The sequence below is a fragment of the Pseudomonas botevensis genome (genome assembly GCF_019145475.1).
GTDB lineage: Bacteria > Pseudomonadota > Gammaproteobacteria > Pseudomonadales > Pseudomonadaceae > Aquipseudomonas > Aquipseudomonas botevensis.
In genome coordinates, this window is record NZ_JAHTKI010000001.1 from 314,592 (window position 1) to 339,915 (window position 25,324).

Sequence of the window (25,324 nt, forward strand, 5' to 3'; positions counted from 1 at the left end):
CAGTCAGCCAATGGGCTGAAGGTGCAGGCGTATTCGCGGGCAAGCCTGCTCCCACATTTGTTATGTGTGGCAAATAAATATCCACAGGAGCGTGGAACATGCGGTGGGCGACGTATTTCGCCGTGTTGGCGTCTGTCTTGAGTGTCGGCCTGGCCCTGGGGGTCAGCATGCCGCTGGTGTCGTTGCGCCTGGAGAGCTGGGGCTATGGCTCGTTCGCTATCGGCGTGATGGCCGCGATGCCGGCGATTGGCGTGTTGCTGGGGGCGAAGATTTCCAGTCATCTGGCGGCGCGGCTCGGCACGGCCAATCTGATGCGCCTGTGCCTGTGGGCCGGGGCGCTGTCCATCGGTCTGTTGGCGCTGCTGCCGAGCTATCCGATCTGGCTGGTGCTGCGGTTGATGATCGGGGTGATCCTGACCATCGTGTTCATCCTCGGCGAGAGCTGGATCAATCAATTGGTGGTCGAGCAATGGCGCGGGCGCCTGGTGGCGCTGTACGGCAGCAGTTATGCGTTGAGCCAGTTGTCCGGGCCGTTGCTGCTCGGTGTGCTGGGCACTGAGCACGACTACGGCTTCTGGGTCGGCGTCGGCCTGCTGACGGTTTCGCCGTTGCTGTTGCTGGGGCGTAGCGGTGCGCCGAGCAGCGAGGCCAGCAGCGTGACCTTCGGCGATTTGTGGGGGTTCAGTCGTGAGCTGCCGGCGATTGCCTGGGCGGTGTCGTTGTTTGCTGCGTTCGAGGCGATGATCCTGACGTTGCTGCCGGTGTACTGCCTGCAACAGGGCTTCACCGCAGAAATCGCCTTGGCGATGGTCAGTACCGTGGTGGTCGGTGATGCGCTGCTGCAACTGCCGATTGGGGCATTGGCCGATTACCTGTCGCGGCGCACGTTGTTCACCGGATGCGCGCTGGCGTTGCTGCTGTCGAGCCTGGCGATTCCGCTGTTGATCGATACCTTGCTGATCTGGCCGCTGTGGGTGCTGTTCGGCGCCAGTGCCGGTGGGTTGTTCACCCTGTCGCTGATTCTGATCGGCGAGCGCTACCGTGACGATGCGCTGGTGCGGGCCAATGCGCACATCGCGCAACTTTGGGGTGTCGGCTGCCTGATCGGGCCGTTGATGGCGGGTGCGGGGAGCCAGTGGCTCACCGGGCATGCGCTGCCGTTGCTGATGGCGATCGGGGCGTTCGGGCTGGTGATTCTGGTGTCGCGGCAGGGCGCGTTTGGCACTGTCGCCGAACCTGCCTGAGGCGGCTAGAGCATCCGCTCAAGTCCCACCGTGGTGCTGAACCACGCATTGAAGCGCCGCCACCAGCTCCCGGGTTCCTTGGTCAGGATATGTTTCTGGCCATTGTCCTCGGTTTCCCAGACGATCCGCCCATCTTGCAGTTTCGCCTCGTAACTCAGCGCCGGGGCCATACCCTGCAGGGCCAGTTCCCGGACGTGGGCGGCGAGTTCCGGGCTGTCCACCAGCACGCCGACTTCGGTGTTCCACAGCACCGAGCGCGGGTCGAAGTTGAATGAGCCGATAAACGATTTCTGCCGGTCGAAGATCATCGCCTTGCTGTGCAGGCTGGAATCCGAGCCACGGAAGGACTTGCTGTAAAACACATGCGGGCCGCTGCCGAAGTTATCCCCAGGCTGGCGCCGCAGTTCGAACAGTTTTACGCCGTGCTCCAGCAACGCCTTGCGATACGGCGCATAGCCGCCATGCACCGCCGGTACGTCGGTGGCCTCCAGCGAGTTGGTCAGCAGGCTCACGGCGACTCCGGCATCGGCGCGTCCGGTCAGGTACACCAACCCCGGCTGGCCCGGCACGAAGTAGGCCGAAATCATGATCAGCTCTTTACTGACACCGTTCAGCTCCGGCGCCAGTTGCGTGGTCAGCAGCAATTGCGGATCGGGTTCATCCTTGGCCAGCACCTTGCTCGGTGCATCCCACAGCGCCTGGTTCCAGGCCCAGATCAGCTCCTTGCGCCAGATGTCCATGCGCGGTTCGGTGGTGAAGGTCATCAACTGCTGGTACAGCGCGTGGTTCTGCTTGCGGGTTTCCTCCAGGGATTCTTCCAGACGTGTGCGGGTGTTCTGCAAGTCCTTCTGGGTGGGTTTGCTGGAGAGGAATTCGTCGATCGGTTTGCTCAGTGCGCTGTTCCAGTATTGGTCGAAGCTGTGCCCGAGCTGTTCGGCCACCGGCCCGACGCTGAGCATGTCGATGTCGGTGAAATTCAGATTGGGCTCGGCGTCGAAGTATTCGTCACCCAGATTGCGTCCGCCGACGATGGCCGCGCTGTTGTCCGCCAGCCACAGTTTGTTGTGCATGCGCCGATGTTGCAGCGACAGGTTGAACAGGCGCCCGGCGGCGCGGGTCACGCCCGTGCTGCGTCCCAGGTGCAGCGGGTTGAACAGGCGAATCTGGATCTGCGGATGCGCCGCCAGTGTGGCGATGATCAGGTCGAGGCCGTCGCTGGTGGTGTCATCCAGCAGGATTCGCACCCGCACGCCACGGTCGGCGGCTTTCAGCACTTCTTCCACCAGCATGCGGGTGCTGATGCCGTCGTGGACGATGTAGTACTGCAAGTCGAGGCTGCTTTGCGCGCTGCGAATCAGTTCGGCGCGGGCGGTGAAGGCTTCGGTGCTGTTGGACAGCAGGCGAAATCCGGACTGCCCCTTGTACGGCGCCGCCTGGGCCTGGATCGAGCGGCCGAAACTGGAGCCGGACGCGGGCAGCGCCTGGCTCGGTTCGCGCGGTGCGTCGAGGGTTGCGCAACCGCCAAGGAACGAGGCGAGTAGCAGCAGAGCGAGTAGGGGCTGTCTGAAGCTCACGTGGGATCGTTCCGATTGTCGGCGGGTGTCGGCATATGGACGCTGGTTGCTCGAGAAAAGTCAGTCGTTGTCGGCCAGCAGTCTGATCGCTGTCGCGCCGACCTTGCGCACCGCGTCTTCGATCTGCGGCGTTGGTTTGGCAGCGTAGTTCATTCGCAGGCAATTGCGGTACTTGCCCGAGGCGGAAAAAATGCTGCCGACGGCAATCTGTACGCCCTGATCGTGCAGCGCACGATTCAGTTTCAGGGTATCGAAACCTTCCGGCAGTTCGACCCACAGCATGAAGCTGCCCTGGGGACGGCTGGCGCGGGTGCCGGCCGGGAAGTAGCGGGTCACCCAGTCGATCATCACATCACGATTGCGCTGGTATTGCGTGCGCATCCGCCGCAAATGCGGTTCGAAATGGCCGGACTTGAGAAATTCGGCAATGGCGATCTGTGGTTGCGGTGCGGTGGAGCCGGTGCTGATGTATTTCATGTGCAGCACCCGTTCCAGATACCGGCCCGGCGCCACCCAGCCAATGCGCAGGCCCGGCGCGAGGGTCTTGGAAAACGAGCTGCATAGCAACACGCGGCCGTCCTCGTCGAAGGACTTGATCGTGCGCGGACGCGGGTAGGTGTAGGCCAGTTCGCCATACACATCGTCCTCGATGATTGCCACGTCGAAGCGCTGTGCCAGGTTGAGCAGCGCACGTTTGCGCGCCTCCGGCATGATGTAGCCGAGCGGGTTGTTGCAGTTGGGGGTGAGCTGAATGACCTTGATCGGCCATTGCTCGAGCGCCAGTTCCAGGGCTTCGAGGCTGATGCCGGTGAGCGGGTCGGTGGGGATTTCCAGCGCCTTCATGCCCAGGCCCTTGAGGGTCTGCATGGCGCCGTGAAAGCTGGGCGAGTCCACCGCGACGATGTCGCCGGGTTCGCAGATCGCATGGATGCTGGTGGACAGCGCTTCATGGCAACCGGTGGTGACCACCAGATCGCTGGCGCTCAACTGGCAACCGGAATCGAGCATCAGCCGGGCGATCTGTTCGCGCAGTTCGAGGGTGCCGTGGATGTTGTCGTAATACAGACCGGGCATGTCCTGACGGCGACTGATTCGCGCCAGCCCGCGCAGCAGCGGCTTCATGGTCGGCGAACTGATGTCCGGCATGCCGCGCCCCAGTTGCACCACGTCTTTGCGCGGCACCGCGCGAATCAACTCCAGCACCTGATCCCACTGGGAAATCTCCACCGGCCGCTGCGCCGGGCGGCCCACCGCAGGCAGTTCCGGCAGTTCGCGACCGACTGGCACGAAGTACCCGGATTTGGGTTTGGGCGTGGCCAGGCCGCTGTCTTCCAGCATCCGGTAAGCCTGTTGCACCGTGCTCAGGCTGACCCCGTGCTCGACGCTCAAGGCGCGCACCGACGGCAGGCGATCACCGGGACGATAGAAGCCTTGTTCGATGCGGGTGCCGAGCAATTCGGCGAGATTCACATAAAGGGTCATGACACTGCCTCGGTACGGATGATTCGGCAAACCGGTACAGATGCGGCAAAAATCGGCAATTCAGAGTTTCGGTCAAGCAATCTGTATGGAGTTAATACAGGTTGGTTGAATCTGTAATGCTTTTGCTCGCCCGCGCATCATGGAATCTCTGGCTACCCAAGTAAACAGGAGCATTGAAAATGAACGGCTTGAGCGATGTGCGGCTGACGTTACACAGTCAGGAACTGGAGGCGGGGCAACAGGACAGTGCGCGCAATGAAGTCATGCGCAACCCACGGTCCGGCCTCAGTCGCTGGGACCTGTTCTGGCATCGTCTGCACACGCGCAGGGCGTTGCGCAATCTGACGCCGGAGCAGCTCAAGGATATCGGGCTGACCCGTGAGCAGGCGCTGGAAGAAGGGTTGACGCCGTTCTGGAGGATCTGAATCCCGGCGTTGATCGTTCCCACGCTCTGCGCGGGAACGATCAACGCAGGAACTTCAGACCCACTCTTTGAGCCGATGCCACAACATTCCCAGCGCCAGCAACGGCGAGCGCAGATGCTTGCCGCCGGGGAAAGTGATATGGGGCACCTTGGCGAACAGATCGAAACCGCCGCTGTGCTGGCCGCTGATCGCTTCGGCCAGCAGCTTGCCCGCCAAGTGTGTGGCGTTCACGCCGTGACCCGAGTAGGCCTGGGCGTAATACACATTCGGTTGATCGGCGAGGCGACCGATCTGTGGCAGACGGTTGGCGCCGATGCCGATCATCCCGCCCCATTGATAATCGATCTTCGCTGAGGCGAGCTGCGGGAACACCTCAAGCATCTTCGGCCGCATGTACGCGGCGATGTCCTGTGGATCGCGCCCCGAGTAATGACAGGCCCCGCCGAACAGCAGGCGCCGATCCGCCGAGAGCCGGTAGTAATCCAGCGCCACCCGCTGGTCGCAGACCGCCATGTTCTGCGGCAGCAGGTTGTGGGCCTGCTCTTCACTCAAGGGTTCGGTGGCGATGATGTAGCTGCCGGCGGGCAGCACTTTGCCACTGAGCTGCTGGTTGAGGCCGTTGAGGTAGGCGTTGCAACCGAGCACCAGGGTCTTCGCCCGCACCGTACCTCGTGCCGTGTGGACGCGGACTTGCGGGCCGTAATCGATGCGGGTGACCGCCGACTGTTCGAACAGTTTGACCCCAAGCTGTTGCGCCGCCGCTGCCTCGCCCAGGGCCAGGTTCAGTGGATGCAGATGCCCGGAGCCCATGTCGATCAAGCCGCCGACATAGCGCGTGGAGCCGACCACCGTATGCATCTCATTGGCTTGCAGCAGGCGGGTTTCGTAGCGGTAGCCGAGGCTGCGCAGTTCCTCGGCGTCTTCGGCGAAGCCTTCGAGGTCGCGGGGCTTGTTGGCGAGGTCGCAATAACCCCAGGTCAGGTCGCAGGGGATCTGAAAACGCTCGACACGCTGTCGGACGATTTCCACCGCTTCCAGGCCCATGAGTTTCATCTGACGCACGCCGTCGGTGCCGATCACGTTGGCGAACTGATCGAGGCCATGACCGACCCCGCGAATCAGTTGCCCGCCATTGCGACCGCTGGCGCCCCAACCGATTTTGTGCGCCTCCAGCAGCACCACGCTGAGGCCGCGCTCGGCCAGTTCCAGCGCGGTGTTCAGCCCGGAAAAACCGCCCCCGACCACGCACACGTCGGCCGTCAGCTCGCCTTGCAGCGCCGGATGATCGGGCTGCGCCAGGCTGCTGGCGGCGTAGTAAGAGGCAACGTGGGGTTGGCTCGCGGAGGCGTGGGCGCGGGCATTCATGGGCGTCATCCTGATGCGGGTGTCGAGAAAATTTGACGGAGCATAAGCCGCACGGCCGGAGGTGGGCAACATTGGTCGGCCCGTGGTGTCTGGATCGCGGCTTTTGCGGCACAATCGCCACCTGTTCCCCGTCGGTTATCGCTGCAATGAGCTGCAACAGCCAGAAAATCCGCACCCTGCGTCAGCAGATTCCCTCGTTCGAATGCGTGCCGGGCTGTCACGACTGCTGCGGGCCGGTCACCACGTCGCCGGAAGAAATGGCGCGCCTGCCGCGCAAGACCCGTGCCGAGCAGGACGCGGCCATGGAGGCACTCAACTGTGTGCATCTGGGGCCGAATGGCTGCACGGTGTATGACGAGCGCCCGTTGATCTGCCGGCTGTTCGGCACCACCCAGACTTTGCCGTGCCCCAATGGGCGGCGGCCGGTGGAGCTGATTCATCCTCGGGTGGAAAAGCAGGTGTTCGAGTACATGGCAGAGAATCGGCAGGTACTGGTTTAGTCAGGGGACGCTGTTGGCGCTATCTCCTGTCAGTCCGGAATCGGCAGATTCAGGCTCTCTTTCACCTCTTCCATCACGATGTAGCTCTTGGATTCGCGCACATGCGGCAGCTTGAGCAGGATATCGCCCAGCAGCTTGCGGTACGAGGCCATCTCGGAAATCCGCGCCTTCACCAGATAGTCGAAATCCCCTGACACCAGATGGCACTCCAGCACGTGAGGCAACTTCAGCACTGCGCGTCGGAACTCTTCGAAAGTGTCGCCGGATTTGTAGTCGAGGCTGATCTCGACGAACACCAGCAGACTACCCTTCAAGTGCTGCGGATTCAGCCGGGCGTTGTAGCCCATGATGATCCCTTCACGCTCCAGACGGCGCACCCGCTCGGTGCAGGGCGTGGTGGAGAGGCCGACCTTTTCCCCCAGCTCCGTGAAGGAAATCCGCCCGTCCGCCTGCAGGATCCGCAAGATGTTGCGGTCGATCTTGTCCAGCTCACGTTTGGTCTGAGTGTTGGTACGCATAGGGGATGCGCCTCCGTGAAAAGGGTTTTTGCCGAGAGTTGTCGCCAAATATAGGCGCTTATACAGTGAAAAGCACTGGTCATTCTTTCTTACACTGCGCGCATCATTGCTCTAACAACACACGTCGGCGGCACGCCGCGATGAGGGATACAAAAATGCGCGTTATGGTCTTGGGTAGCGGCGTCATCGGTACCGCCAGTGCTTACTATCTGGCCCGTGCCGGGTTTGAAGTGGTGGTGGTCGACCGGCAGCCGGCCGCCGCCATGGAGACCAGTTTCGCCAACGCCGGCCAGGTATCGCCGGGTTATGCCTCGCCGTGGGCCGCGCCGGGCGTGCCGCTCAAGGCCATCAAGTGGCTGCTGCAACGCCACGCGCCGCTGGCGATCAAGGCCACTGCCGACATCGACCAATACCTGTGGATGGCGCAGATGCTGCGCAACTGCACCGCCAACCGTTACGCGGTGAACAAGGAGCGCATGGTGCGTCTGTCCGAGTACAGCCGTGACTGCCTCGACGAACTGCGCGCCGAAACCGGCATCGCCTATGAAGGCCGCAGCCTGGGCACCACCCAGCTGTTCCGCACCCAGGCCCAGCTCGATGGCGCGGCCAAGGACATCGCCGTCCTGAAGGAATCCGGCGTGCCGTTCGAAGTCCTCGACCGCGCCGGCATCGCCCGCGTTGAACCGGCGCTGGCCAGTGTCACCGATATCCTCGCTGGCGCCCTGCGTCTGCCGAACGACCAGACCGGCGACTGCCAGATCTTCACTACTCGTCTCGCCGAAATGGCTGCGAATCTGGGTGTGGAATTCCGTTTCGACCAGAACATCCAGCGCCTCGACTACGCCGGTGACCGCATCAACGGCGTGTGGATCGATGGCAAGCTGGAAACCGCCGACCGCTACGTGCTGGCGCTCGGCAGCTACTCGCCGCAACTGCTCAAGCCGTTGGGCATCAAGGCGCCGGTGTACCCGCTCAAGGGTTACTCGCTGACCGTGCCGATCACCAACCCGGCGATGGCCCCGACTTCGACCATTCTCGATGAGACCTACAAGGTCGCGATCACCCGTTTCGACAACCGCATCCGCGTCGGCGGCATGGCGGAGATCGCCGGTTTTGACCTGTCGCTGAATCCGCGTCGGCGCGAAACCCTGGAGATGATCGTCAACGACCTTTATCCTCAGGGCGGCAATCTGGCCGAGGCCAGCTTCTGGACCGGCCTGCGTCCGACCACCCCGGACGGCACCCCGATCGTTGGCGCGACCCCGTTCAAGAACCTGTTCCTGAACACCGGTCACGGCACGCTCGGCTGGACCATGGCATGCGGCTCCGGTCGTCTGCTGGCTGACCTGATGGCGAAGAAAAAACCGCAGATCAGTGCCGAAGGCCTCGATATTTCCCGTTATGGCTACAAAGCCCAGGAGTCCGCGAAACATGGCAATCCAGCGCCAGCTCACCAATGAGCGCATGAGTCAGATCGTCAGCCACAATGGCACGGTGTATCTGGCCGGGCAGGTCGGCGATGACTTCAATGCCGGGATTGAACAGCAGACCCGCGATGTGCTCGCCAATATCGAGCGGCTGCTGGATCTGGCCGGCACCGACAAGCGCCATCTGCTGTCGGTGACCATCTACCTGAACGACATCGAGGCGCACTTTGCCGGAATGAACTCGGTGTGGGACCAGTGGCTGCCCAAAGGCGCTGCCCCGGCCCGCGCTACCGTCGAAGCGAAGATGGCCAAGCCGGACATCCTGGTTGAAATGTCCGTGGTCGCCACGCTGCCATAACCGGTTTTCACAAGATCCTCTCCCGGCGCTGTTGGTGGTTCACGCCGTCAGCCAGCGCCGGTTTTTATTCCCATGACCGCCTAGAAGTCTGCCGCCATGCGTCCTGCCCGTGCCCTGATCGATCTTCAAGCCCTGCGTCACAACTACCGTATCGCCCGTGAAGTCACCGGTGCCAAGGCACTGGCGGTGATCAAGGCCGATGCCTACGGCCATGGCGCGGTGCGTTGCGCCCAGGCGCTGGAGGCCGAGGCCGACGGTTTTGCCGTGGCCTGCATCGAAGAAGCCCTGGAGCTGCGCGCCGCTGGCATTCGCGCGCCGGTGCTGCTGCTCGAAGGCTTTTTCGAGGCCGATGAGCTGGCGCTGATCGTTGAGCACGATTTCTGGTGTGTCGTGCATTCGCTGTGGCAGCTCGAGGCAATCGAACAGGCTGCGTTGAGCAAACCGATCACGGTCTGGCTGAAGCTCGACTCTGGCATGCACCGCGTGGGTCTGCACCCCAAGGATTACCCGTCGGGTTATCAGCGGCTGCTGGCCAGCGGCAAGGTGGCGAAGATTGTCCTGATGAGCCACTTCGCCCGCGCCGACGAACTGCACGAGCAGAGCAGCGCCGATCAGGTTGCAGTGTTCGAGGCGGCGCGTCAGGGCCTGGCCGCCGAAGTCAGCCTGCGCAACTCGCCGGCCGTGCTGGGCTGGCCGCAGATTCCGAGCGACTGGGTGCGCCCGGGGATCATGCTCTACGGTGCCACGCCGTTCGAAGAAGCCAACGCTGTGGCCGAGCGCCTGCAACCGGTGATGACCCTCGAATCGAAAGTCATCAGCGTGCGCGAGCTGCCGGCCGGTGAGCCGATCGGCTACGGCGCGCGGTTCATCACCGACAAACCGATGCGCATCGGGGTGGTCGCCATGGGTTACGCCGATGGTTATCCGCGTCAGGCACCGACCGGCACGCCAGTGCTGGTGGCCGGCAAACGCAGCCGCCTGCTGGGCCGGGTGTCGATGGACATGCTGTGCATCGACCTCACCGACGTGCCGGAAGCCGGCCTCGGTTCGACCGTCGAGCTGTGGGGCAAAAACATCCTCGCCAGCGACGTGGCGAAGTGGGCGGACACCATTCCGTACCAGATTTTCTGCAACCTGCGCCGGGTGCCAAGGCTCTATTCCGAGGGCTGAAGCCGCTGCGGGGGCCAAGTGTTGTAAATACTGAACGCTGTCGCCATGATAACGCTCAATATTTCTACAACATCAGGAGGCTCCCGCCTTGGACGTCGGTGAACGACTGCAATCGATCCGCAAGCTCAAAGGGCTTTCCCAGCGTGAACTCGCCAAGCGCGCGGGCGTCACCAACAGCACCATTTCGATGATCGAAAAGAATAGCGTCAGCCCTTCGATCAGTTCGCTGCGCAAGGTGCTGGGCGGGATTCCCATGTCCATGGTCGAGTTCTTTTCCGAAGAGATCCTGCAGGCAGTTCCGACCCAGATCGTCTACAAGGCCAACGAGCTGATCGACATTTCCGACGGCGCCGTGACCATGAAGCTGGTCGGCCGCGCGCACCCGAGCCGGGCCATCGCGTTCCTCAATGAAATCTACCCGCCGGGCGCTGACACCGGCGAGGAAATGCTCACCCACGAAGGCGAGGAAACCGGGATTCTGGTGGAAGGGCGGCTGGAACTGGTGGTGGGTCTTGAAACTTTTATTCTCGAAGCCGGCGACAGCTACTACTTTGAAAGTACCAAGCCGCATCGTTTCCGCAATCCGTTCGACTTGCCTGCGCGACTAATCAGCGCAGCCACGCCGGCGAATTTCTAAACCAAGAGGCGCCAGGCCACTACGGCGAAGGTGTCCAGACTGTTTGACCGATGCGCAACAAGACCCCTTTAACTTTGGGGTTGTTTCAGTGTGGCGGGCTTACCGCTATACTTGCGCCCGCCTGCGAACCGTGGCCGCAGGCGTGAATAGCCACCATTGAGGGTGAACGCGTGAACCTAATTATGAAAATGCTGGCTGCACCAGCAACCGTACTGGCCCTCTGGGCTGTCAGCGCTCAAGCTGCGACGAATGACGACATTGCCAAACGCCTCGAGCCCGTCGGCCAGGTGTGTGTTCAGGGCAAAGAGTGCAAGGGGATGGAAGTGGCCGCGTCTGCCGGCGGCGGTGGTGGCGCCAAGACGCCTGATGAAGTGATTGCCAAACATTGCAACGCTTGCCACGGCACCGGCCTGCTGGGTTCGCCGAAAATCGGTGACACCGCGGCGTGGAAAGAACGCGCCGATCACCAGGGCGGCCTCGACGGCATCCTGGCCAAGGCCATCACCGGCATCAACTCCATGCCGCCAAAAGGCACCTGCGCCGATTGCTCCGATGCCGAGCTCAAAGGCGCGATCGAGAAGATGTCCGGCCTGAAATAAGCCGCGCTTCTGACGAAAAAAACCGTCTTCGGACGGTTTTTTTGTGCCCGCGATTCGGGCCTGAGGCTGTTCATTGCAGCAAACAACCGGCAATCTCGGTCGTACCTCTATTCACGGAACGGGCGGGAGGCTTCAGATGGTGCAGTTGTGTTCGATCGAGCAGGCAGTGGACGACGTACTGGCGCGGCTACCGGCGCATATCCATATGGGCCTGCCGCTGGGGCTGGGCAAACCCAATCCCTTCGTCAACGCGTTGTACCGGCGCATTGCCGGATTGCCCGAGCGGCAGCTGACGATCTACACCGCCCTGTGCCTCGGTCGTCCGGCCTTGGGCGACGGTTTGCAGAAGCGCTTCATCGAACCCTTCGTCGAGCGGGTTTTTGGCGATTACCCGGAACTGGAATTCCTTGCTGATCTGCACCGCGACAGCCTGCCGTCCAACATCCGCATCGAGCAGTTCTTCATGCAGCCCGGCAGCCTGCTCAACAGCGCGCCGGCCCAGCAGGATTACGTCAGCAGCAACTACAGCCACGCCGCCCGCGACATCAACGCCGCTGGCCTGAACCTGGTGGCGCAGTTGCTCGCCAGCAGCAGCGAACACCCCGATCGCCTGAGCCTGAGCTGCAACCCGGACATCACCCTCGACCTGTTCCCGATGATCGCCAAACGCCGGGCGGCCGGGGAGACCATTCTGCTGGTCGGTCAGGTTCATACCGATCTGCCGTACATGCCCGGCGACGCCGAGGTCGATATCGACACCTTCGACCTGCTGATCGACGACAAGGACAGCAGCACCCTGTTTTCCACGCCGAACATGCCGGTGGGGTTTCAGGATCATTTCATCGGCCTGCACGCCAGCACCCTGGTACGCGACGGTGGCACTTTGCAGATCGGCATCGGCTCGATGGGGGATGCGCTGACCGCCGCGTTGCTGGCCCGGCAGGCGGATAACGCGGGTTATCAGGATTTGCTTGCCGAGGTGAACCTCAGCCAGTGGGCGCAACTGATCGAGCGCGAAGGCGGTGTCGGGCCGTTCGCCAAGGGCCTGTACGGTTGCAGCGAAATGTTCGTCAACGGCCTGCTGGTGCTGGTGGAGGCGGGCATCCTCCGGCGCAAGGTCTACCCGGACGTGCCGACCCAGCAACAGGCCAATGCCGGCACGCTGGATGAAGCGGCACAAACTGACGGGATCTCGGTGCATGGCGGCTTCTTTCTCGGGCCGCGCAGTTTCTACGAACGCCTGAACGAGTTGCCGCACAGCAAGCGCCTCGAATTCAACATGACCCGCATCAGCTACATCAACGAGCTGTACGGCCAGGAAGAACTCAAGCGTTTGCAGCGCCTCGACGCACGGTTCATCAACACGGTGTTCACCATGACCCTGCTCGGTGCCGGCGTGGCCGATCAACTGGAAGACGGGCGGGTGCTCAGCGGCGTTGGCGGGCAGTACAACTTCGTTGCCCAGGGCCATGCGCTGGAGGGCGCACGCTCGATTCTGCTGCTGCGCAGCTGGCGCGAATCCGGCGGTGAAGTCAGTTCGAACATCGTCTGGGACTACGGCCACTGCACGATTCCACGGCATCTGCGCGACATCGTGGTCACCGAGTACGGCATCGCCGATCTGCGCGGCAAGTGCGACGCGGCGGTGATCGAGGCGCTGCTCAACATCAGCGATTCACGCTTCCAGTCGGGGCTGATCGAGCGCGCGCAGAAGGTCGGCAAGCTGCCGAAGGATTTCCGCCTCGATCCGCGCTTTGCCGACAACACGCCACAACGCTTGCAGGCGATTGCCGCGCGACATCCGAATCTGTTTCCGGAGTATCCGCTGGGCTGCGATTTCACTGAGGTGGAACGCGATCTGCTGCGGGCGCTGAACTGGCTCAAGAGCAAGTTCAAGCTGACCGAGATTCTGGAACTGGGCAAGGCGGCGCTGGACGCGCCAGAGGCTTCATTGTTTCCGGAGCACCTGGAGCGGATGCAACTCACCAACCCGGACGGATTGAAGGAAGAGCTGTTTCAGCGGCTGTTGCTCACGGGCCTGAAGGCTACCGCGCAATAAAACTGTGGGAGCGGGTTTTGCTCGCTCCCAAACAGGGATTGCCGGAATACTGCCGCGACATGATTTTTCGCTTCTGTTTTCTGCGGACCTTCCAATTCAGCTAGTGGATTGGACTGACACTGACGGAGGGGCTAAGAAAGTCGATGTGGAATCCACTGGATCCGTCACCGATAGCTAAATGGACACCACTGATTCCTTCATTCATCTGCGAGTTGACCCTGTAATCGATGCTCGATGAAATTTCTTCGTTCACCCCAATGGCGAACTCTGTCAGCTTAAGTCCGCGAGAGCCTGCTGCGAGATCAAGAAGTTTAATTTGCTCCTCGTTGTTTAATTTTAATGAAGTGATTGTGTTGTCACTTATTGATAAAAAAGCACCTTCTATGGATATTCGATCGCTCAGCCATTTCAGGGAGGCTCTCAAACCCTCTGGCAATATTGAATTGTGTTTCCTGAGTACCGTTAAAATTCCTGCCACTTTTAATGTGCCGGTGAAAGAAAATGGACAAGGTTCCTGAGCGTTCATGTGTGCGTAATGGACTTCAAAGAATTCCGCAACGGACTGAACAAAACTTTCAGAGATATCTTCGGAAAGAAGTGCATAGGGCTGTGCATGGGGAAGAATTGAAACCGTCGCATCTGCCTCGTTACCATACAAGGAAAAGTCGTGGTTTGAATTCAGCATGTTCAGTACAGATCGTTGCGTGCGAAGTGAACGATCGAAATCGCTGTTGAGCAGAAGCCTCAGGCTATAAAGCGCAGTGGGTAATGTCGGCTCGAACACTTGGGTCGCACAAAAGATGCTTTTTTTGGTTTTGGTATTTTTTGCAATCTCAAAAGTTCTTTTTGCAGCAGCATTGCTGAATGAAAAAACAATGCTGCTTTTGGGCAGCTCCATCAGTTCCGAGATATTGGCCGTTTTGAAGCCCCAGAGCTTACATTCCTGAAGGAAAGAGTCCGAGTCAGCAATGATTGATGGCTCTTCATCGCCGAAGAGGGTCGATATCATTCTTGAAGGTGACATTTAACTCTCCAGATTGAAAAGTGCGCGGCAAGGTTGTTGCCGCGCGTTAACGTTGGTTATTCTTCAGTGTGAGCCCATGCCAAAGGCGCCCAGCCGAAGTTCTCCGGGCCGGAAGTGATTCGAGAAAGATTTTCTTTGACTACTTTTCTGTTTTTCATCTGATCATCCTCTTTTGATTTTGTTTTCTATCCCTGGACATCCCGGGAGTGGAAATTAATACATGGTTTTTTCATGGGCAAAATAGATATTTTTAAATTTTAAGAATGAATTTGTCTTTCTGTACTTTTGGGGTGTCTGATTCAGTTATTTGTGCCGGTATTTCTGTAGTCCGGTTCTGAAACTTTAATTGTTTTGATTTTGTTCTGGTGGCAGCTGGTTTTCTGTAGTTAAGGTGTATTTATGGGGCTGTTATTTTTGTAACGCTATATAAACCATTAATCGAGGGGCGCTTAGTGCATATATCAAAGAAGTATCTGACAGATGCATCTGTCCAACAGGCCTTGCTACTGACTGATCTGACCGAAAAAAATCACCCCGATCATGCCGTCCGATTACTAATGAACGAAATTCTTCAAGGACTTGCCGAGAAGGGCTGGCCCCAGGCGCAGTTACAGACGGGGCCGAGGATCGTGTCTTCTGAAGAAAATTACGGATTGCTCGGTTACGACCCGGCGGAGATCACACTCGGCAGCGCGCATACACGTTGGGTCGATGAGTATTCGCTGTTGCGGACGCAGACCACCAGCCGTATTCCCGTGGCGCTTCAACTGGCCGCCCAGGTCCGGCAACCGGGGCAGACTGTCTTGCTGGCCGCACCGGGAATTACGTTCAGACGCGACAGTCGGGACCGATGGCATTGTGCGGAACCGCATCAGATGGATGTCTGGGTGTTGGGTGATCCGGAACTGGCATCGCATGAAAACTTGTTGCGTCTGGTTGGCGATATTCTCGAATCAGCGGTTCCCGAAAAGTCTTGGGTCTACAGCGAGAGTCCACATCACTACACAGAGGGTGGGATTGAGGTGAATGTGTTGAACGATGCTGCGCCGGTTGAGGTGCTGGAGTGCGGTCGTATTGCGATGTCGCTGCTTGAACGCTTGAAGATTGACCCGCTGCGCCATGGTGGTCTGGCGCTCGGGATGGGGCTGGATCGCCTGACGATGTTACGCAAAGGCATTCCCGACATTCGCTTGCTGCGCGATCAGAACCTGCGCGTACAGGCGCAAATGCATGATCTGAACCCATGGACAGCGGTCTCTCGTCTGCCGTCGATTGCTCGCGATATTTCATTGGCGGTAACGCCAGGTCTGAGTGAGGAGGTATTGACCGAAAAGATGTTGTTGGCGGCCGGGGAGTGTTCTGACTGGATCGAAGAGATGCAGATCAAGGGACGTTGGCAATACTCGGACTTACCCGGGCAAGCGATTGAGCGTCTTGGGTTGCTGCCGGGCCAGGAGAATGTGCTTTTACATGTAGTGCTGCGTGATTGTTCGCGATCAATCACTACAGGCGAGGCGAATGCCTTGTATGCAGACATTCAGGTCGCGATGCATGAGGGCGCACCGGGGGCAGGGTACAGAATGGATCTGCCGAAGGTTTGAGGCCGGAACCAGGTTCGGTGTGGGAGCGGAGCAAGCCCGCTCCCACGGGTTTTGCAGTTACTCGATGAAAGTAACGACGCCATCCTTCAGGGACTTCACGCGCGCCAGCGATTCGACGCGGTAGCCCTGCGAGTCCAGCTCGGCGCGGCCGCCCTGGAACGACTTCTCGATCACGATGCCCAGGCCGGCGACGGTGGCGCCGGCCTGTTTGATGATCGAGATCAGCGCCTGGGACGCTTTGCCGTTGGCCAGGAAGTCATCGATGATCAGCACGCGGTCGCTGCTGGTCAGGTGACGCGGGGAGATGGCCACGGTGCTTTCGGTCTGCTTGGTGAACGAGTAGACGGTCGCCGACAGCAGGTTTTCGGTCAGGGTCAGGGACTGGTGCTTGCGGGCGAAGATCACCGGTACGCCGAGGTTCAGGCCGGTCATGATCGCCGGAGCGATGCCCGAGGCTTCGATGGTGACGATCTTGGTGATGCCCGAGTCCTTGAACAGCGTGGCGAACTCGTCGCCGATCAGCTTCATCAGGGCCGGGTCGATCTGATGGTTCAGAAAGGCGTCGACTTTCAGGACCTGGTCGGAAAGCACGATGCCTTCTTCGCGGATTTTCTTGTGCAGTGCTTCCATGAAGCGTTCCTCTACTGGCGCCATGTGCGCCGAAGGTCTAGTAAAAAGTGGTCAATTCTAGCGCTTTAACATCGCGCGTATATCGGCCAATGCGTTGTTGCCGCGCACGGCTTTGACTTCGGTCGGTGTGTCGTCGTTGCCTTCCCAGGCCAGATCGTCCGGGGGCAGTTCATCGAGGAAGCGGCTTGGCGCGCAGTCGATGATCTCGCCGTACTGCTTGCGCTTGGCGGCGAAGGTGAACGCCAGGGTCTGGCGGGCGCGGGTGATGCCCACGTAGGCCAGGCGGCGTTCTTCTTCGATGGTGTCGGCTTCGATGCTGGAACGGTGCGGAAGGATTTCCTCTTCCATGCCCATGATGAACACGTAAGGGAATTCCAGGCCCTTGGACGCATGCAGGGTCATCATCTGTACGCCTTCGGCGCCGTCCTCTTCTTCCTGCTGGCGTTCCAGCATGTCGCGCAGGACCAGTTTGCCGATGGCATCCTCGACGGTCATTTCGCCGTCTTCGTCCTTTTCCAGAGTGTTCTTCAAGGCTTCGATCAGGAACCAGACGTTGCTCATCCGGTAGTCCGCCGCCTTGTCGCTGGAACTGTTGGTGCGCAGCCAGTTCTCGTAGTCGATGTCCATGACCATGCTGCGCAACGCCGAGATCGGGTCTTCACCGGCGCACTGCTCGCGCACTTTGTCCATGAAGCGCTTGAAACGCGACAGGCGATCGGTGAAGCGGCTGTCCAGATGTTCGCCCAGGCCGATTTCGTCGGTGGCGGCGTACATCGAGATCTTGCGTTCGGTGGCGTAATTGCCGAGTTTTTCCAGGGTCGTGGAGCCGATTTCCCGGCGCGGCACGTTGATCACCCGCAGGAAGGCGTTGTCGTCGTCCGGGTTCACGATCAGGCGGAAGTAGGCCATCAGGTCCTTCACTTCCTGGCGCCCGAAGAAACTGTTGCCGCCACTCAGGCGGTACGGCACCTGGTGGTGCTGCAATTTCAGCTCGATCAGTTTGGCCTGGTAGTTGCCGCGATAGAGGATCGCGAAATCGCTGTACGGGCGGTCGGTGCGCAAGTGCAGGCTGAGGATTTCCATGGCCACGCGCTCGGCTTCGGCGTCCTCGTTGCGGCAGCGGATCACGCGGATCTCGTCGCCGTGGCCCATTTCACTCCACAACTGCTTTTCGAATTCGTGGGGGTTGTTCGAAATCAGCACGTTGGCGCAGCGCAGGATACGGCTGGTGGAGCGATAGTTCTGCTCGAGCATCACCACTTTCAGGGACGGGTAGTCCTCTTTGAGCAGCATCAGGTTTTCCGGCCGAGCGCCGCGCCAGGCATAGATCGACTGGTCGTCGTCGCCCACCACGGTGAACTGGTTGCGCTTGCCGATGAGCATTTTCACCAGCAGGTACTGGCTGGCGTTGGTGTCCTGGTATTCGTCGACCAGCAGGTAACGCACCTTGTTCTGCCACTTTTCGAGGATGTCGGCGTGTTCCTCGAAGAGTTTCACCGGCAGCAGGATCAGGTCGTCGAAGTCCACCGCGTTGAACGCCTTGAGCGTGCGCTGGTAGTGGGTGTAGACGATGGCGGCGGTCTGCTCCTTGGGATTGCGGGCGTTTTCCAGGGCCACGGCCGGCAGGATCAGGTCGTTCTTCCAGGCGCCGATCATGTTCTTGATCTCGTCGACGCCGTCGTCGCCCGCGTATTCCTTCTGCATGATGTCCGTCATCAGGGACTTGACGTCGGTTTCGTCGAAAATCGAGAAACCGGGCTTGTAGCCCAGCCGTTCATGTTCCTTGCGGATGATGTTCAGGCCCAGGTTGTGGAACGTGCAGACCGTCAGGCCGCGACCTTCGCCGGCGCGCAGCAGGGTGCCGACCCGCTCCTTCATCTCGCGCGCGGCCTTGTTGGTGAAGGTCATGGCGACGATGTACTGGGCGCGGATGCCGCAGTTCTGGATCAGGTGCGCGATTTTGCGCGTGATCACGCTGGTCTTGCCGGAGCCAGCACCGGCGAGCACCAATAGAGGGCCGCCGACGTAGTTCACGGCTTCTTGCTGCCGGGGATTGAGTCGGGACATACGAAAATTCGGGAGTCGATGACGAAATGGGCCGGCATTTTAACAGGCTCAGCGATTTGTGCTGCTCTCTCCGACTTGTGACGCATCACGCGATTCAAATTTGCCGGTTTTGTTACTTTCACGCAGGATGCGCGGTGATTTTGCGGCTAATGTTCTCTTTCATGACAAAAAATCACAGGTTTTGATAACTGTTGTCATTTGGTCATTGGTCTGCACAACGGCATAATGCCCGCCGCCCACATCATTGCAGAGTCTAGGGAGCTAGCTTGTCTACGCCTGTCGAACCCTTGCGTTTGCTGCTACTGGCCGAAGAGCCAGCGTGGACAGCGTTGTTGCGCGAGTGTCTGGCTCCCATGGGGAGCGCGGCGGTGCTGATCAGCGCGCCGAGCTGGGAATCGGTCAGCACTCTGTTCGAAGACAACCGCAACGCGGTGCTGTTGACCGTTCCGGCCCTGCAACCGGCGCCCGGCCGTTGCAGCCTGCCGACCGTGCTGCTCCTGGAACAGGAGCCGGCGACTCCGCCCGATGGCGTCAGCGACTGGCTGGTGCGCGACGTACTCGACAGCGGCATGCTGCGCCGCTGCCTGCGCCATGTGCGGGAGCGCGGGGTACTGGAAAACACCCTGCAACGCCTGGCCGAGCAGGACCCGCTGACCGGCATTGCCAACCGTCAGGGTTTCCAGACCTTGCTCACGGCGCGGCTGGCCGAAAACGACGGTCGCGGCCTGGCCCTCGGTCATCTCGACCTCGATAACTTCCGCCACGCCAACGACGCCCTCGGCCACCAGGCCGGTGACCGGCTGATCCTGCAAGTGGTCTCGCGGCTGAAAAGCCAGCTGGAGGCCGGCGACCAGTTGGCACGCCTGGGCAGCGACGAATTCGCCCTGCTGATCGACACCCGCCGCGCCCCGCAACGGGCCGAGTGGATGGCCGAGCGCATCACCGAAGCGCTGGCCGAGCCTTACTGGGTCGACGGCGAAAGCCTGTTGATCGGCTCCAGCCTCGGTATTGCCCATGCCCGCGCCCAGGGTGGCGCCGATCCGCTGATGTGGCACGCGCACATCGCCATGCAGCAGGCCAAGAGCACTCAGGGCTGCACCTTTCATATCTTCAACGAACGGATCAACCGCAACGCGCGGAGCATGGCCGATCTCGAAAGCGAGCTGCGCCGGGCCTTGCGCCGCGACGAGCTGGAGCTGCATTACCAGCCCCGGCTGAATCTCGAGGACGGGCAAATCGTCGGCCTCGAAGCCCTGGTGCGCTGGCGCCATGCCGAACGTGGCCTGCTGCCGCCCAGTGAGTTCGTGCCGCTGGCGGAGCAGAGCGGGTTGATCGTGCCGCTGGGCTACTGGGTGATTTCCCGGGCCTTGCGCGACATGCAGGCGTTGCGCGAACGCGGCCTGCCGGCGCTGCACATGGCGATCAACCTGTCGTTCCGCCAGTTCCAGGACAGCCAGTTGCTGCCGACCCTCAGCCGTCTGATCGCCGAGCGCGGCGTCGAGGCGCAATGGCTGGAGTTCGAACTCACCGAAACCGCCGTGATGCGCCGCAGCGATCTGGTCAAACAGACCATGGACGCCCTCGGCCGCCTCGGCGTGCGCTTCTCGCTGGATGATTTCGGCACCGGGTTCTCGTCGTTCGTCCACCTCAACAGCCTGCCGATCACCCTGCTGAAGATCGACAAGAGCTTCGTCGGCGGCATGGAGCAACGCGAAGAGAACCGCAAACTGGTGCACGCGATGATCAACCTCGCGCACAACCTGCACCTGGAAGTGGTCGCCGAAGGGGTGGAAACCCCGGAGCAACTGGAACTGCTGCGCGGATTTGGCTGCGATCAGGTGCAGGGTTATCTGATCAGCAAGCCGTTGCCGCTGGCGGAACTGGTGGAGTATCTGACGTTTGGCTCCAGTCAGCAGCCAGCGCTGGAAATCGTGAGCTGAGCCGGTCCCTGTAACGAACAATCCGTTGGGAGCGGGCAAGCCCGCTTCCAACGGTCATCTTATTCAGCCTGCGCGATGTTGAAGCCCTGTGATTGCGGCTCCAGCCGAATCATCCGCTTCATCTTCCACTCGAACGCCAGTGTCAGGCTCACCGCCGCACAGGCCAGGCCCAGCGCCAGCCCCCACCAGACCCCGGTCGGCCCCCAGTGCAGATGGAACGCCATCAGCCATGCCGCCGGCGCGCCGATCAGCCAGTAGCAACCGAGGCCGACCAGGAACGTGGTCTTGGCATCCTTGAGTCCACGGATGCAGCCCATGGCGATCGTCTGCACTCCGTCGAACAGCTCGAACCACGCGGCCACCGCCAACAGGCTCACCGCCAGCCGAATGACCTCGGCAAACGCCGGGTCGTGGTGATCGAGGAACAGACCGATCAACTGATTCGGCAGCAGCCAGAACACCATCGCAAAACACAGCATCACCGTCGCGCCGAACGCGATGCCGACTCGCCCGGACATTCGTGCGTCGCCCAGTTGTCCGGCGCCGTAGTGTTGACCGATGCGCATGGTGATCGCATACGACAGGCCTGCCGGCACCATGAACGCCACCGAGACGATTTGCAGGGCGATCTGGTGTGCCGCCAATTGCGTGCTGCCCATGGTGCCCATGCACAGCGCCGCGAAGGCGAACAGCCCGACTTCCACCGCGTAGGTGCCGCCGATCGGCAGACCAAGGCGCCATAGCTCTTTCAGATACTGCCGGTTTGGCCGGGACAGCCCCTGGCGCAATGGATACGCGTCGTAAGCCGGATGCCGGCGAATGTGCCAGGCCAGCGCCAGAGCCATGCAGTTGGCGACAATGGCCGTGACCAGACCGATGCCGGTCAGGCCCAGTTTCGGCAGGCCGAACAGGCCGGTGATCAGCGCGTAATTGAGCAGGAAGTTGGCCACGGTGCCGGCCAGGCTGATGACCATCACCGGTGTCGCCCGGCCGATGGCGCTGGTGAAACCGCGCAGGGCCATGAAGCTCAGATAGCCGGGCAGGGCGAACGGCAGGGCGATCAGAAACTGTCCGGCGGCGTTGACGTTGGTTTCGGTCTGGCCGAACAGCAGCAACACCGGTTTGAGGTTCCATAGCAGCAGCCCGGCGACCAATGCCATCAGCCAGGCCAGCCACAGGCCGGCCTGGGTCAGGCGCGCGGCGCCGAGGATGTCGCCGGCACCGTGACGAATTGCCACCAGTGTGCCGACCGCCGCGATCACACCGATGCAGAAAATCGACACGAACGAGTAGGTTGCCGCGCCCAGACCGCCGCCCGCCAGCGCTTCGGGGCTCAGGCGCGCCATCATCAGGGTGTCGGTCAGCACCATCAGCATGTGCGCCAACTGCGAGGCGATCAGCGGCCCCGCCAGCCGCAGGATGGCCCAGAGTTCGGTACGCACAGGTTGCTGCATGGTCATCACCCACAAAAAAGAGGGAACAAGAGACCGTCGATTCTCGGCGTTCATCCGGCTTCGCACAAAGGGATAAAAAGGATGGGTGGCATGATTAAAACTCATCCTTGGCGGATTCTGTTAAGTTGGCTGCACCCCGCCATCGGAGCTTTGCCCATGTCCCGCCGCCTTCCTCCCCTGTATGCCCTGCGCGCATTCGAAGCGGCGGCGCGGCACAGTTCGTTCACCCGCGCCGCCGAAGAGCTGTCGATCACCCAGAGCGCAGTCAGCCGGCACATTCGTACCCTGGAAGATCATTTCGCCTGTCGGCTGTTCCACCGCAGCGGGCGCAACCTGCAACTGACCGAATCGGCGCGTCTGCTGTTGCCGGGCATCCGCGAGGGCTTCGGTGCCCTTGAGCGGGCCTGCAATACCTTGCGCGCCGAAGATGACATCCTGCGCATGAAAGCCCCGTCGACCCTGACCATGCGCTGGCTGCTGGCGCGACTCAGTCGCTTCCGTCACCTGCAACCGGGCAACGAGGTGCAACTGACCAGCGCCTGGATGGACGTGGACTCGGTGGACTTCAACGATGAGCCGTTCGATTGCGCCGTGTTGCTCAGCGACGGCCATTTCCCGCCCGACTGGGAGGCCAGCCTGTTGTTCCCCGAAGAGCTGATTCCGGTGGGGGCGCCGAATCTGCTCAACGATCAACCCTGGGACGTGGCGCGGCTGGCGGCCGCCGAGTTGCTGCACCCGACCCCGGATCGCCGCGACTGGCGCAGTTGGCTGGAGCACATGGGCTTGTCCGATCAGGTGTCGCTCAAGGGCGGGCAGGTGTTCGATACCCTGGAACTGGGGATGATCGCGGCGGCGCGCGGTTACGGCGTGTCGATGGGCGATTTGCTCATGGTGGCCGAGGATGTGGCGCAGGGACGATTGAGCCTGCCGTGGCCGACCGCCGTCGCCAGCGGTCTGAATTATTACCTGGTGTGGCCGAAAACCCGCCCCGGAGGTGAACGTTTGCGCCGCCTCAGCGACTTCCTCCAGGGCGAAGTCCGCGCCATGGCGCTGCCAGTGGTTGCGCGCCTGGGCTGAAACGTTCGAGCCCGCATAATTACGGCCATCGCATCACCCTGCTGGCGACTCAAGTATTCGCTTTTACCGCCGACTATGTGCAAGTGGAACCGTCGTGCAGGTCTCCGCGATTCACCCCCACTATTAGAAAATTTCCGAGCAAGTGCCGCGATCAAGGAGGGTCCGCCGCTCGGCCAGGAGCTGTTCATGTCTCAACCTCGCGCCCGCATCGCCTCACAGCTGGGCCTCGCGCTCGCTGTGATTCTGGCGATTGTCATCAGCGGCAGTACGGTGTTCGCCCTGCGTTCGCTGGACAACGCCAACCTCGCCACTCGTGAAGAGCACCTCGCCAGCGAAGCGCGTCTGCTCGCCGACCAGTTGAGCACTTTCCACGGCACCCTGCGCGAGAGCACCCTGCGCCTGAGCGGGCTGTTCGAGAAACGCTTCGGCAGCGGCCTGAGCGTGCATCCGGATGAGCCGGTGACCGTGGCCGGCACTCAGACGCCGGGCCTGCACCGTGGCAGCGAAGTGCTGAACAACAACTTCAAGGAAGTTGATGAGTTCAAGCAGATGACGGCCGGTGTGGCGACGATCTTCGTACGCAGCGGCGACGAGTTCATTCGGGTCAGCACCAACGTCAGCAAGCAGGATGGCAGCCGCGCCATCGGCACGTTGCTCGATCATGCCAACCCGGCTTATGCACGGCTGATGGCGGGACAGAGCTATGTCGGCCGGGCGCTGCTGTTCGAGCGTCTCTACATGTCGCAGTACACCCCGGTGCGCGATGGCAGCGGCCGAGTGATCGCGGTGTTGTACGTAGGGTTCGACTACACCGATGCACAGAAAGCGCAGCTCGATAACTTGCAGCGCTTCCGTATCGGCAAGACCGGTTCTCTGGCATTGCTCGACGAGCAGAACAAATGGATGGTGCCGCCGGCTGGTGTCCAGGTGCTGGATCAGGCCGCGACGGTGATTGGCGGTCTGGCGAAGACGCCGGGCAAGGGTTCGTTCTGGAGCGACAAGTCCGAAGACTTCTACAGCGTTGCCGTGCCGTTCGAAGGCGGGCCGTGGTCGGTGGTGGCGAGCATGCCGAAAGCCGAAATCCGCGAGGTGACCTGGAGTGTCGGCACGCAACTGGCGATCGGCAGTCTGCTGGCGATGTTGCTGGCGGTGGGTTCGGTGGTGTGGCTGCTGCGCAGCAAACTGGCCCCGCTGAGCGATCTGGTGCGTCAGGCCGAAGCCTTGGGCGCCGGTGACCTGAGCGTGCGTCTGAATGTGTCGAGCAACGATGAAATCGGGCAGTTGGCCCGCGCCTTCAACCAGATGAGCCAGGCGCTGTCGACCATGGTCGAGCACATTCGCCGCTCTTCGGAAGAGGTCAATCGCCGTGCCCAGGCGCTGTCCGGTCTGTCCGGTGGCGCTTACGAAGGCATGGAGCAGCAGTCCGGTGAAATCACCAGCATGGCCGGCGCCGTCGAAGAGTTCAGCGCCACGTCGCTGAACATCGCCGACAACATGGGCAACACCGAGCGTCTGGCTCAGGAAAACGCTCAGCAAACCCAGATCGGCCGCACCTCGATGGACGAAGCGTCGTCGTCGCTGGAACAAATCGCTGCTGCCCTGAACAGCACGGCCACGGTGATCAACACCCTTGGTCAGCGCTCCCAGGAAATCGGTGGCATCGTCGGCGTGATCACCTCGATCGCCGAGCAGACCAACCTGCTGGCGCTCAACGCCGCGATTGAAGCCGCACGCGCCGGTGAGCAGGGCCGTGGTTTTGCCGTGGTGGCGGATGAAGTGCGTAGTCTGGCGTCGCGCACGCGTCAGGCGACCGACGAAATCTCCGGCATGATCCACAGCATCCAGCAGGAAACCGGCAATGCCATCAGCACCATGGAACAGGGCAACGTGCTGATGCAGGAAGGCCTGTCGCGCAACGCCAACGTGGCGTCGGCGCTGGCGCGTATCGACGAGCAGAGCCGTTCGGCGGGTCAGCAGTTCGCGGCGATCACCACCGCGACTCAGGAGCAGAGCAGCACCGCGACCTTGCTCAGCAGCAACCTGCAAAGCATTGCGCTGGCCAACAGCGAGCAGCGCGAGGTTGTGTCGAACCTCGCGGTCACCGCCAAAGAGCTGGAGAAGCTGGCGGCGGATCTGCGCTCCGAGGTTGACCGCTTCCGCTGAGGGGGCGTGG

The 25,324-nt window shown here is 61.2% G+C and carries 21 protein-coding genes; 13 read left to right on the forward strand and 8 right to left on the reverse strand.

The features are described from left to right. Positions 1 to 98 precede the first annotated feature (98 nt). The gene (locus tag KVQ74_RS01490) at positions 99 to 1,244 is read left to right on the forward strand and encodes an MFS transporter (protein WP_217829234.1); all 1,146 of its coding nucleotides are present in this window, start codon (positions 99 to 101) and stop codon (positions 1,242 to 1,244) included. Positions 1,245 to 1,249: 5 nt separating this feature from the next. Here KVQ74_RS01490 and KVQ74_RS01495 read toward each other — a convergent pair whose 3' ends face one another. Together KVQ74_RS01495 and KVQ74_RS01500 are read right to left on the reverse strand one after the other, a co-directional pair. Next, a complete protein-coding gene (locus KVQ74_RS01495) occupies positions 1,250 to 2,818 on the reverse strand; it encodes a phospholipase D family protein (protein ID WP_217829235.1) in 1,569 nt (522 codons plus the stop codon). Positions 2,819 to 2,878: 60 nt separating this feature from the next. Further along, positions 2,879 to 4,300 carry an aminotransferase-like domain-containing protein gene (locus KVQ74_RS01500; RefSeq protein WP_217829236.1) on the reverse strand — a complete coding sequence of 474 codons (1,422 nt, stop codon included), beginning with the start codon at positions 4,298 to 4,300 and terminating at the stop codon, positions 2,879 to 2,881. Positions 4,301 to 4,479: 179 nt separating this feature from the next. On the opposite strand from KVQ74_RS01500, the gene KVQ74_RS01505 reads away from it, so the two are divergent. Continuing rightward, a complete protein-coding gene (locus KVQ74_RS01505) occupies positions 4,480 to 4,725 on the forward strand; it encodes a DUF1127 domain-containing protein (protein WP_217829237.1) in 246 nt (81 codons plus the stop codon). Between the two features lie 54 nt (positions 4,726 to 4,779). Here KVQ74_RS01505 and KVQ74_RS01510 read toward each other — a convergent pair whose 3' ends face one another. Continuing rightward, positions 4,780 to 6,090: an NAD(P)/FAD-dependent oxidoreductase gene (locus KVQ74_RS01510; RefSeq protein WP_217829238.1), complete on the reverse strand. Its 1,311-nt coding sequence runs from the start codon at positions 6,088 to 6,090 to the stop codon at positions 4,780 to 4,782. A gap of 146 nt (positions 6,091 to 6,236) precedes the next feature. Between KVQ74_RS01510 and KVQ74_RS01515 the strand changes: the two genes are divergently transcribed. Then, positions 6,237 to 6,590, forward strand: coding sequence for a YkgJ family cysteine cluster protein (locus KVQ74_RS01515; RefSeq protein WP_217829239.1), 354 nt, complete (start codon positions 6,237 to 6,239; stop codon positions 6,588 to 6,590). Between the two features lie 29 nt (positions 6,591 to 6,619). Here the strand turns inward: KVQ74_RS01515 and KVQ74_RS01520 are convergent, their stop codons facing one another. Next, positions 6,620 to 7,108: an Lrp/AsnC ligand binding domain-containing protein gene (locus KVQ74_RS01520; protein WP_003206849.1), complete on the reverse strand. Its 489-nt coding sequence runs from the start codon at positions 7,106 to 7,108 to the stop codon at positions 6,620 to 6,622. Between the two features lie 155 nt (positions 7,109 to 7,263). Here KVQ74_RS01520 and dadA point away from each other — a divergent pair, with 155 nt between their 5' ends. From dadA to KVQ74_RS01550, 6 genes are all read left to right on the forward strand, one after another. After that, entirely contained in the window at positions 7,264 to 8,568 is a 1,305-nt protein-coding gene (dadA, locus tag KVQ74_RS01525) for a D-amino acid dehydrogenase (protein WP_217829240.1), read from the forward strand. Further along, positions 8,540 to 8,893, forward strand: a complete 354-nt coding sequence (locus tag KVQ74_RS01530) for a RidA family protein (protein WP_217829241.1) — start codon at positions 8,540 to 8,542, stop codon at positions 8,891 to 8,893. Before dadA ends, KVQ74_RS01530 begins: the two co-directional genes overlap by 29 nt. Positions 8,894 to 8,989: 96 nt before the next feature. After that, positions 8,990 to 10,063, forward strand: coding sequence for an alanine racemase (alr, locus tag KVQ74_RS01535; RefSeq protein WP_217829242.1), 1,074 nt, complete (start codon positions 8,990 to 8,992; stop codon positions 10,061 to 10,063). Between the two features lie 88 nt (positions 10,064 to 10,151). Next, entirely contained in the window at positions 10,152 to 10,700 is a 549-nt protein-coding gene (locus KVQ74_RS01540; RefSeq protein ID WP_217829243.1) for a cupin domain-containing protein, read from the forward strand. 182 nt (positions 10,701 to 10,882) lie between these two features. Continuing rightward, positions 10,883 to 11,299, forward strand: coding sequence for a c-type cytochrome (locus KVQ74_RS01545; protein ID WP_217829631.1), 417 nt, complete (start codon positions 10,883 to 10,885; stop codon positions 11,297 to 11,299). A 136-nt stretch (positions 11,300 to 11,435) separates the two neighbouring features. Beyond that, positions 11,436 to 13,358 (forward strand): acetyl-CoA hydrolase/transferase C-terminal domain-containing protein, encoded by a 1,923-nt coding sequence (locus KVQ74_RS01550; protein ID WP_217829244.1) that lies wholly within the window; start codon positions 11,436 to 11,438, stop codon positions 13,356 to 13,358. Positions 13,359 to 13,458: 100 nt separating this feature from the next. Here the strand turns inward: KVQ74_RS01550 and KVQ74_RS01555 are convergent, their stop codons facing one another. Continuing rightward, positions 13,459 to 14,382, reverse strand: a complete 924-nt coding sequence (locus tag KVQ74_RS01555) for a M29 family metallopeptidase (protein WP_217829245.1) — start codon at positions 14,380 to 14,382, stop codon at positions 13,459 to 13,461. A 452-nt stretch (positions 14,383 to 14,834) separates the two neighbouring features. Between KVQ74_RS01555 and srmL the strand changes: the two genes are divergently transcribed. Further along, on the forward strand, positions 14,835 to 15,983 hold the full coding sequence (srmL, locus tag KVQ74_RS01560; protein ID WP_217829246.1) for a PheS-related mystery ligase SrmL: 1,149 nt from the start codon (positions 14,835 to 14,837) through the stop codon (positions 15,981 to 15,983). Between the two features lie 57 nt (positions 15,984 to 16,040). Here the strand turns inward: srmL and KVQ74_RS01565 are convergent, their stop codons facing one another. Beyond that, a complete protein-coding gene (locus tag KVQ74_RS01565) occupies positions 16,041 to 16,613 on the reverse strand; it encodes a xanthine phosphoribosyltransferase (protein ID WP_217829247.1) in 573 nt (190 codons plus the stop codon). A gap of 57 nt (positions 16,614 to 16,670) precedes the next feature. Continuing rightward, a complete protein-coding gene (rep, locus tag KVQ74_RS01570; RefSeq protein ID WP_217829248.1) occupies positions 16,671 to 18,680 on the reverse strand; it encodes a DNA helicase Rep in 2,010 nt (669 codons plus the stop codon). 266 nt (positions 18,681 to 18,946) lie between these two features. On the opposite strand from rep, the gene KVQ74_RS01575 reads away from it, so the two are divergent. Next, positions 18,947 to 20,620, forward strand: coding sequence for a putative bifunctional diguanylate cyclase/phosphodiesterase (locus tag KVQ74_RS01575; protein WP_217829249.1), 1,674 nt, complete (start codon positions 18,947 to 18,949; stop codon positions 20,618 to 20,620). 59 nt (positions 20,621 to 20,679) lie between these two features. On the opposite strand, the gene KVQ74_RS01580 is transcribed toward KVQ74_RS01575, so the two are convergent. Next, a complete protein-coding gene (locus tag KVQ74_RS01580; RefSeq protein WP_217829250.1) occupies positions 20,680 to 22,074 on the reverse strand; it encodes a NorM family multidrug efflux MATE transporter in 1,395 nt (464 codons plus the stop codon). A 156-nt stretch (positions 22,075 to 22,230) separates the two neighbouring features. On the opposite strand from KVQ74_RS01580, the gene KVQ74_RS01585 reads away from it, so the two are divergent. Both KVQ74_RS01585 and KVQ74_RS01590 read left to right on the forward strand, forming a co-directional pair. Then, positions 22,231 to 23,151 carry a LysR substrate-binding domain-containing protein gene (locus tag KVQ74_RS01585; protein ID WP_217829251.1) on the forward strand — a complete coding sequence of 307 codons (921 nt, stop codon included), beginning with the start codon at positions 22,231 to 22,233 and terminating at the stop codon, positions 23,149 to 23,151. Between the two features lie 186 nt (positions 23,152 to 23,337). After that, positions 23,338 to 25,314, forward strand: a complete 1,977-nt coding sequence (locus tag KVQ74_RS01590) for a methyl-accepting chemotaxis protein (RefSeq protein WP_217829252.1) — start codon at positions 23,338 to 23,340, stop codon at positions 25,312 to 25,314. Positions 25,315 to 25,324: the final 10 nt, after the last annotated feature.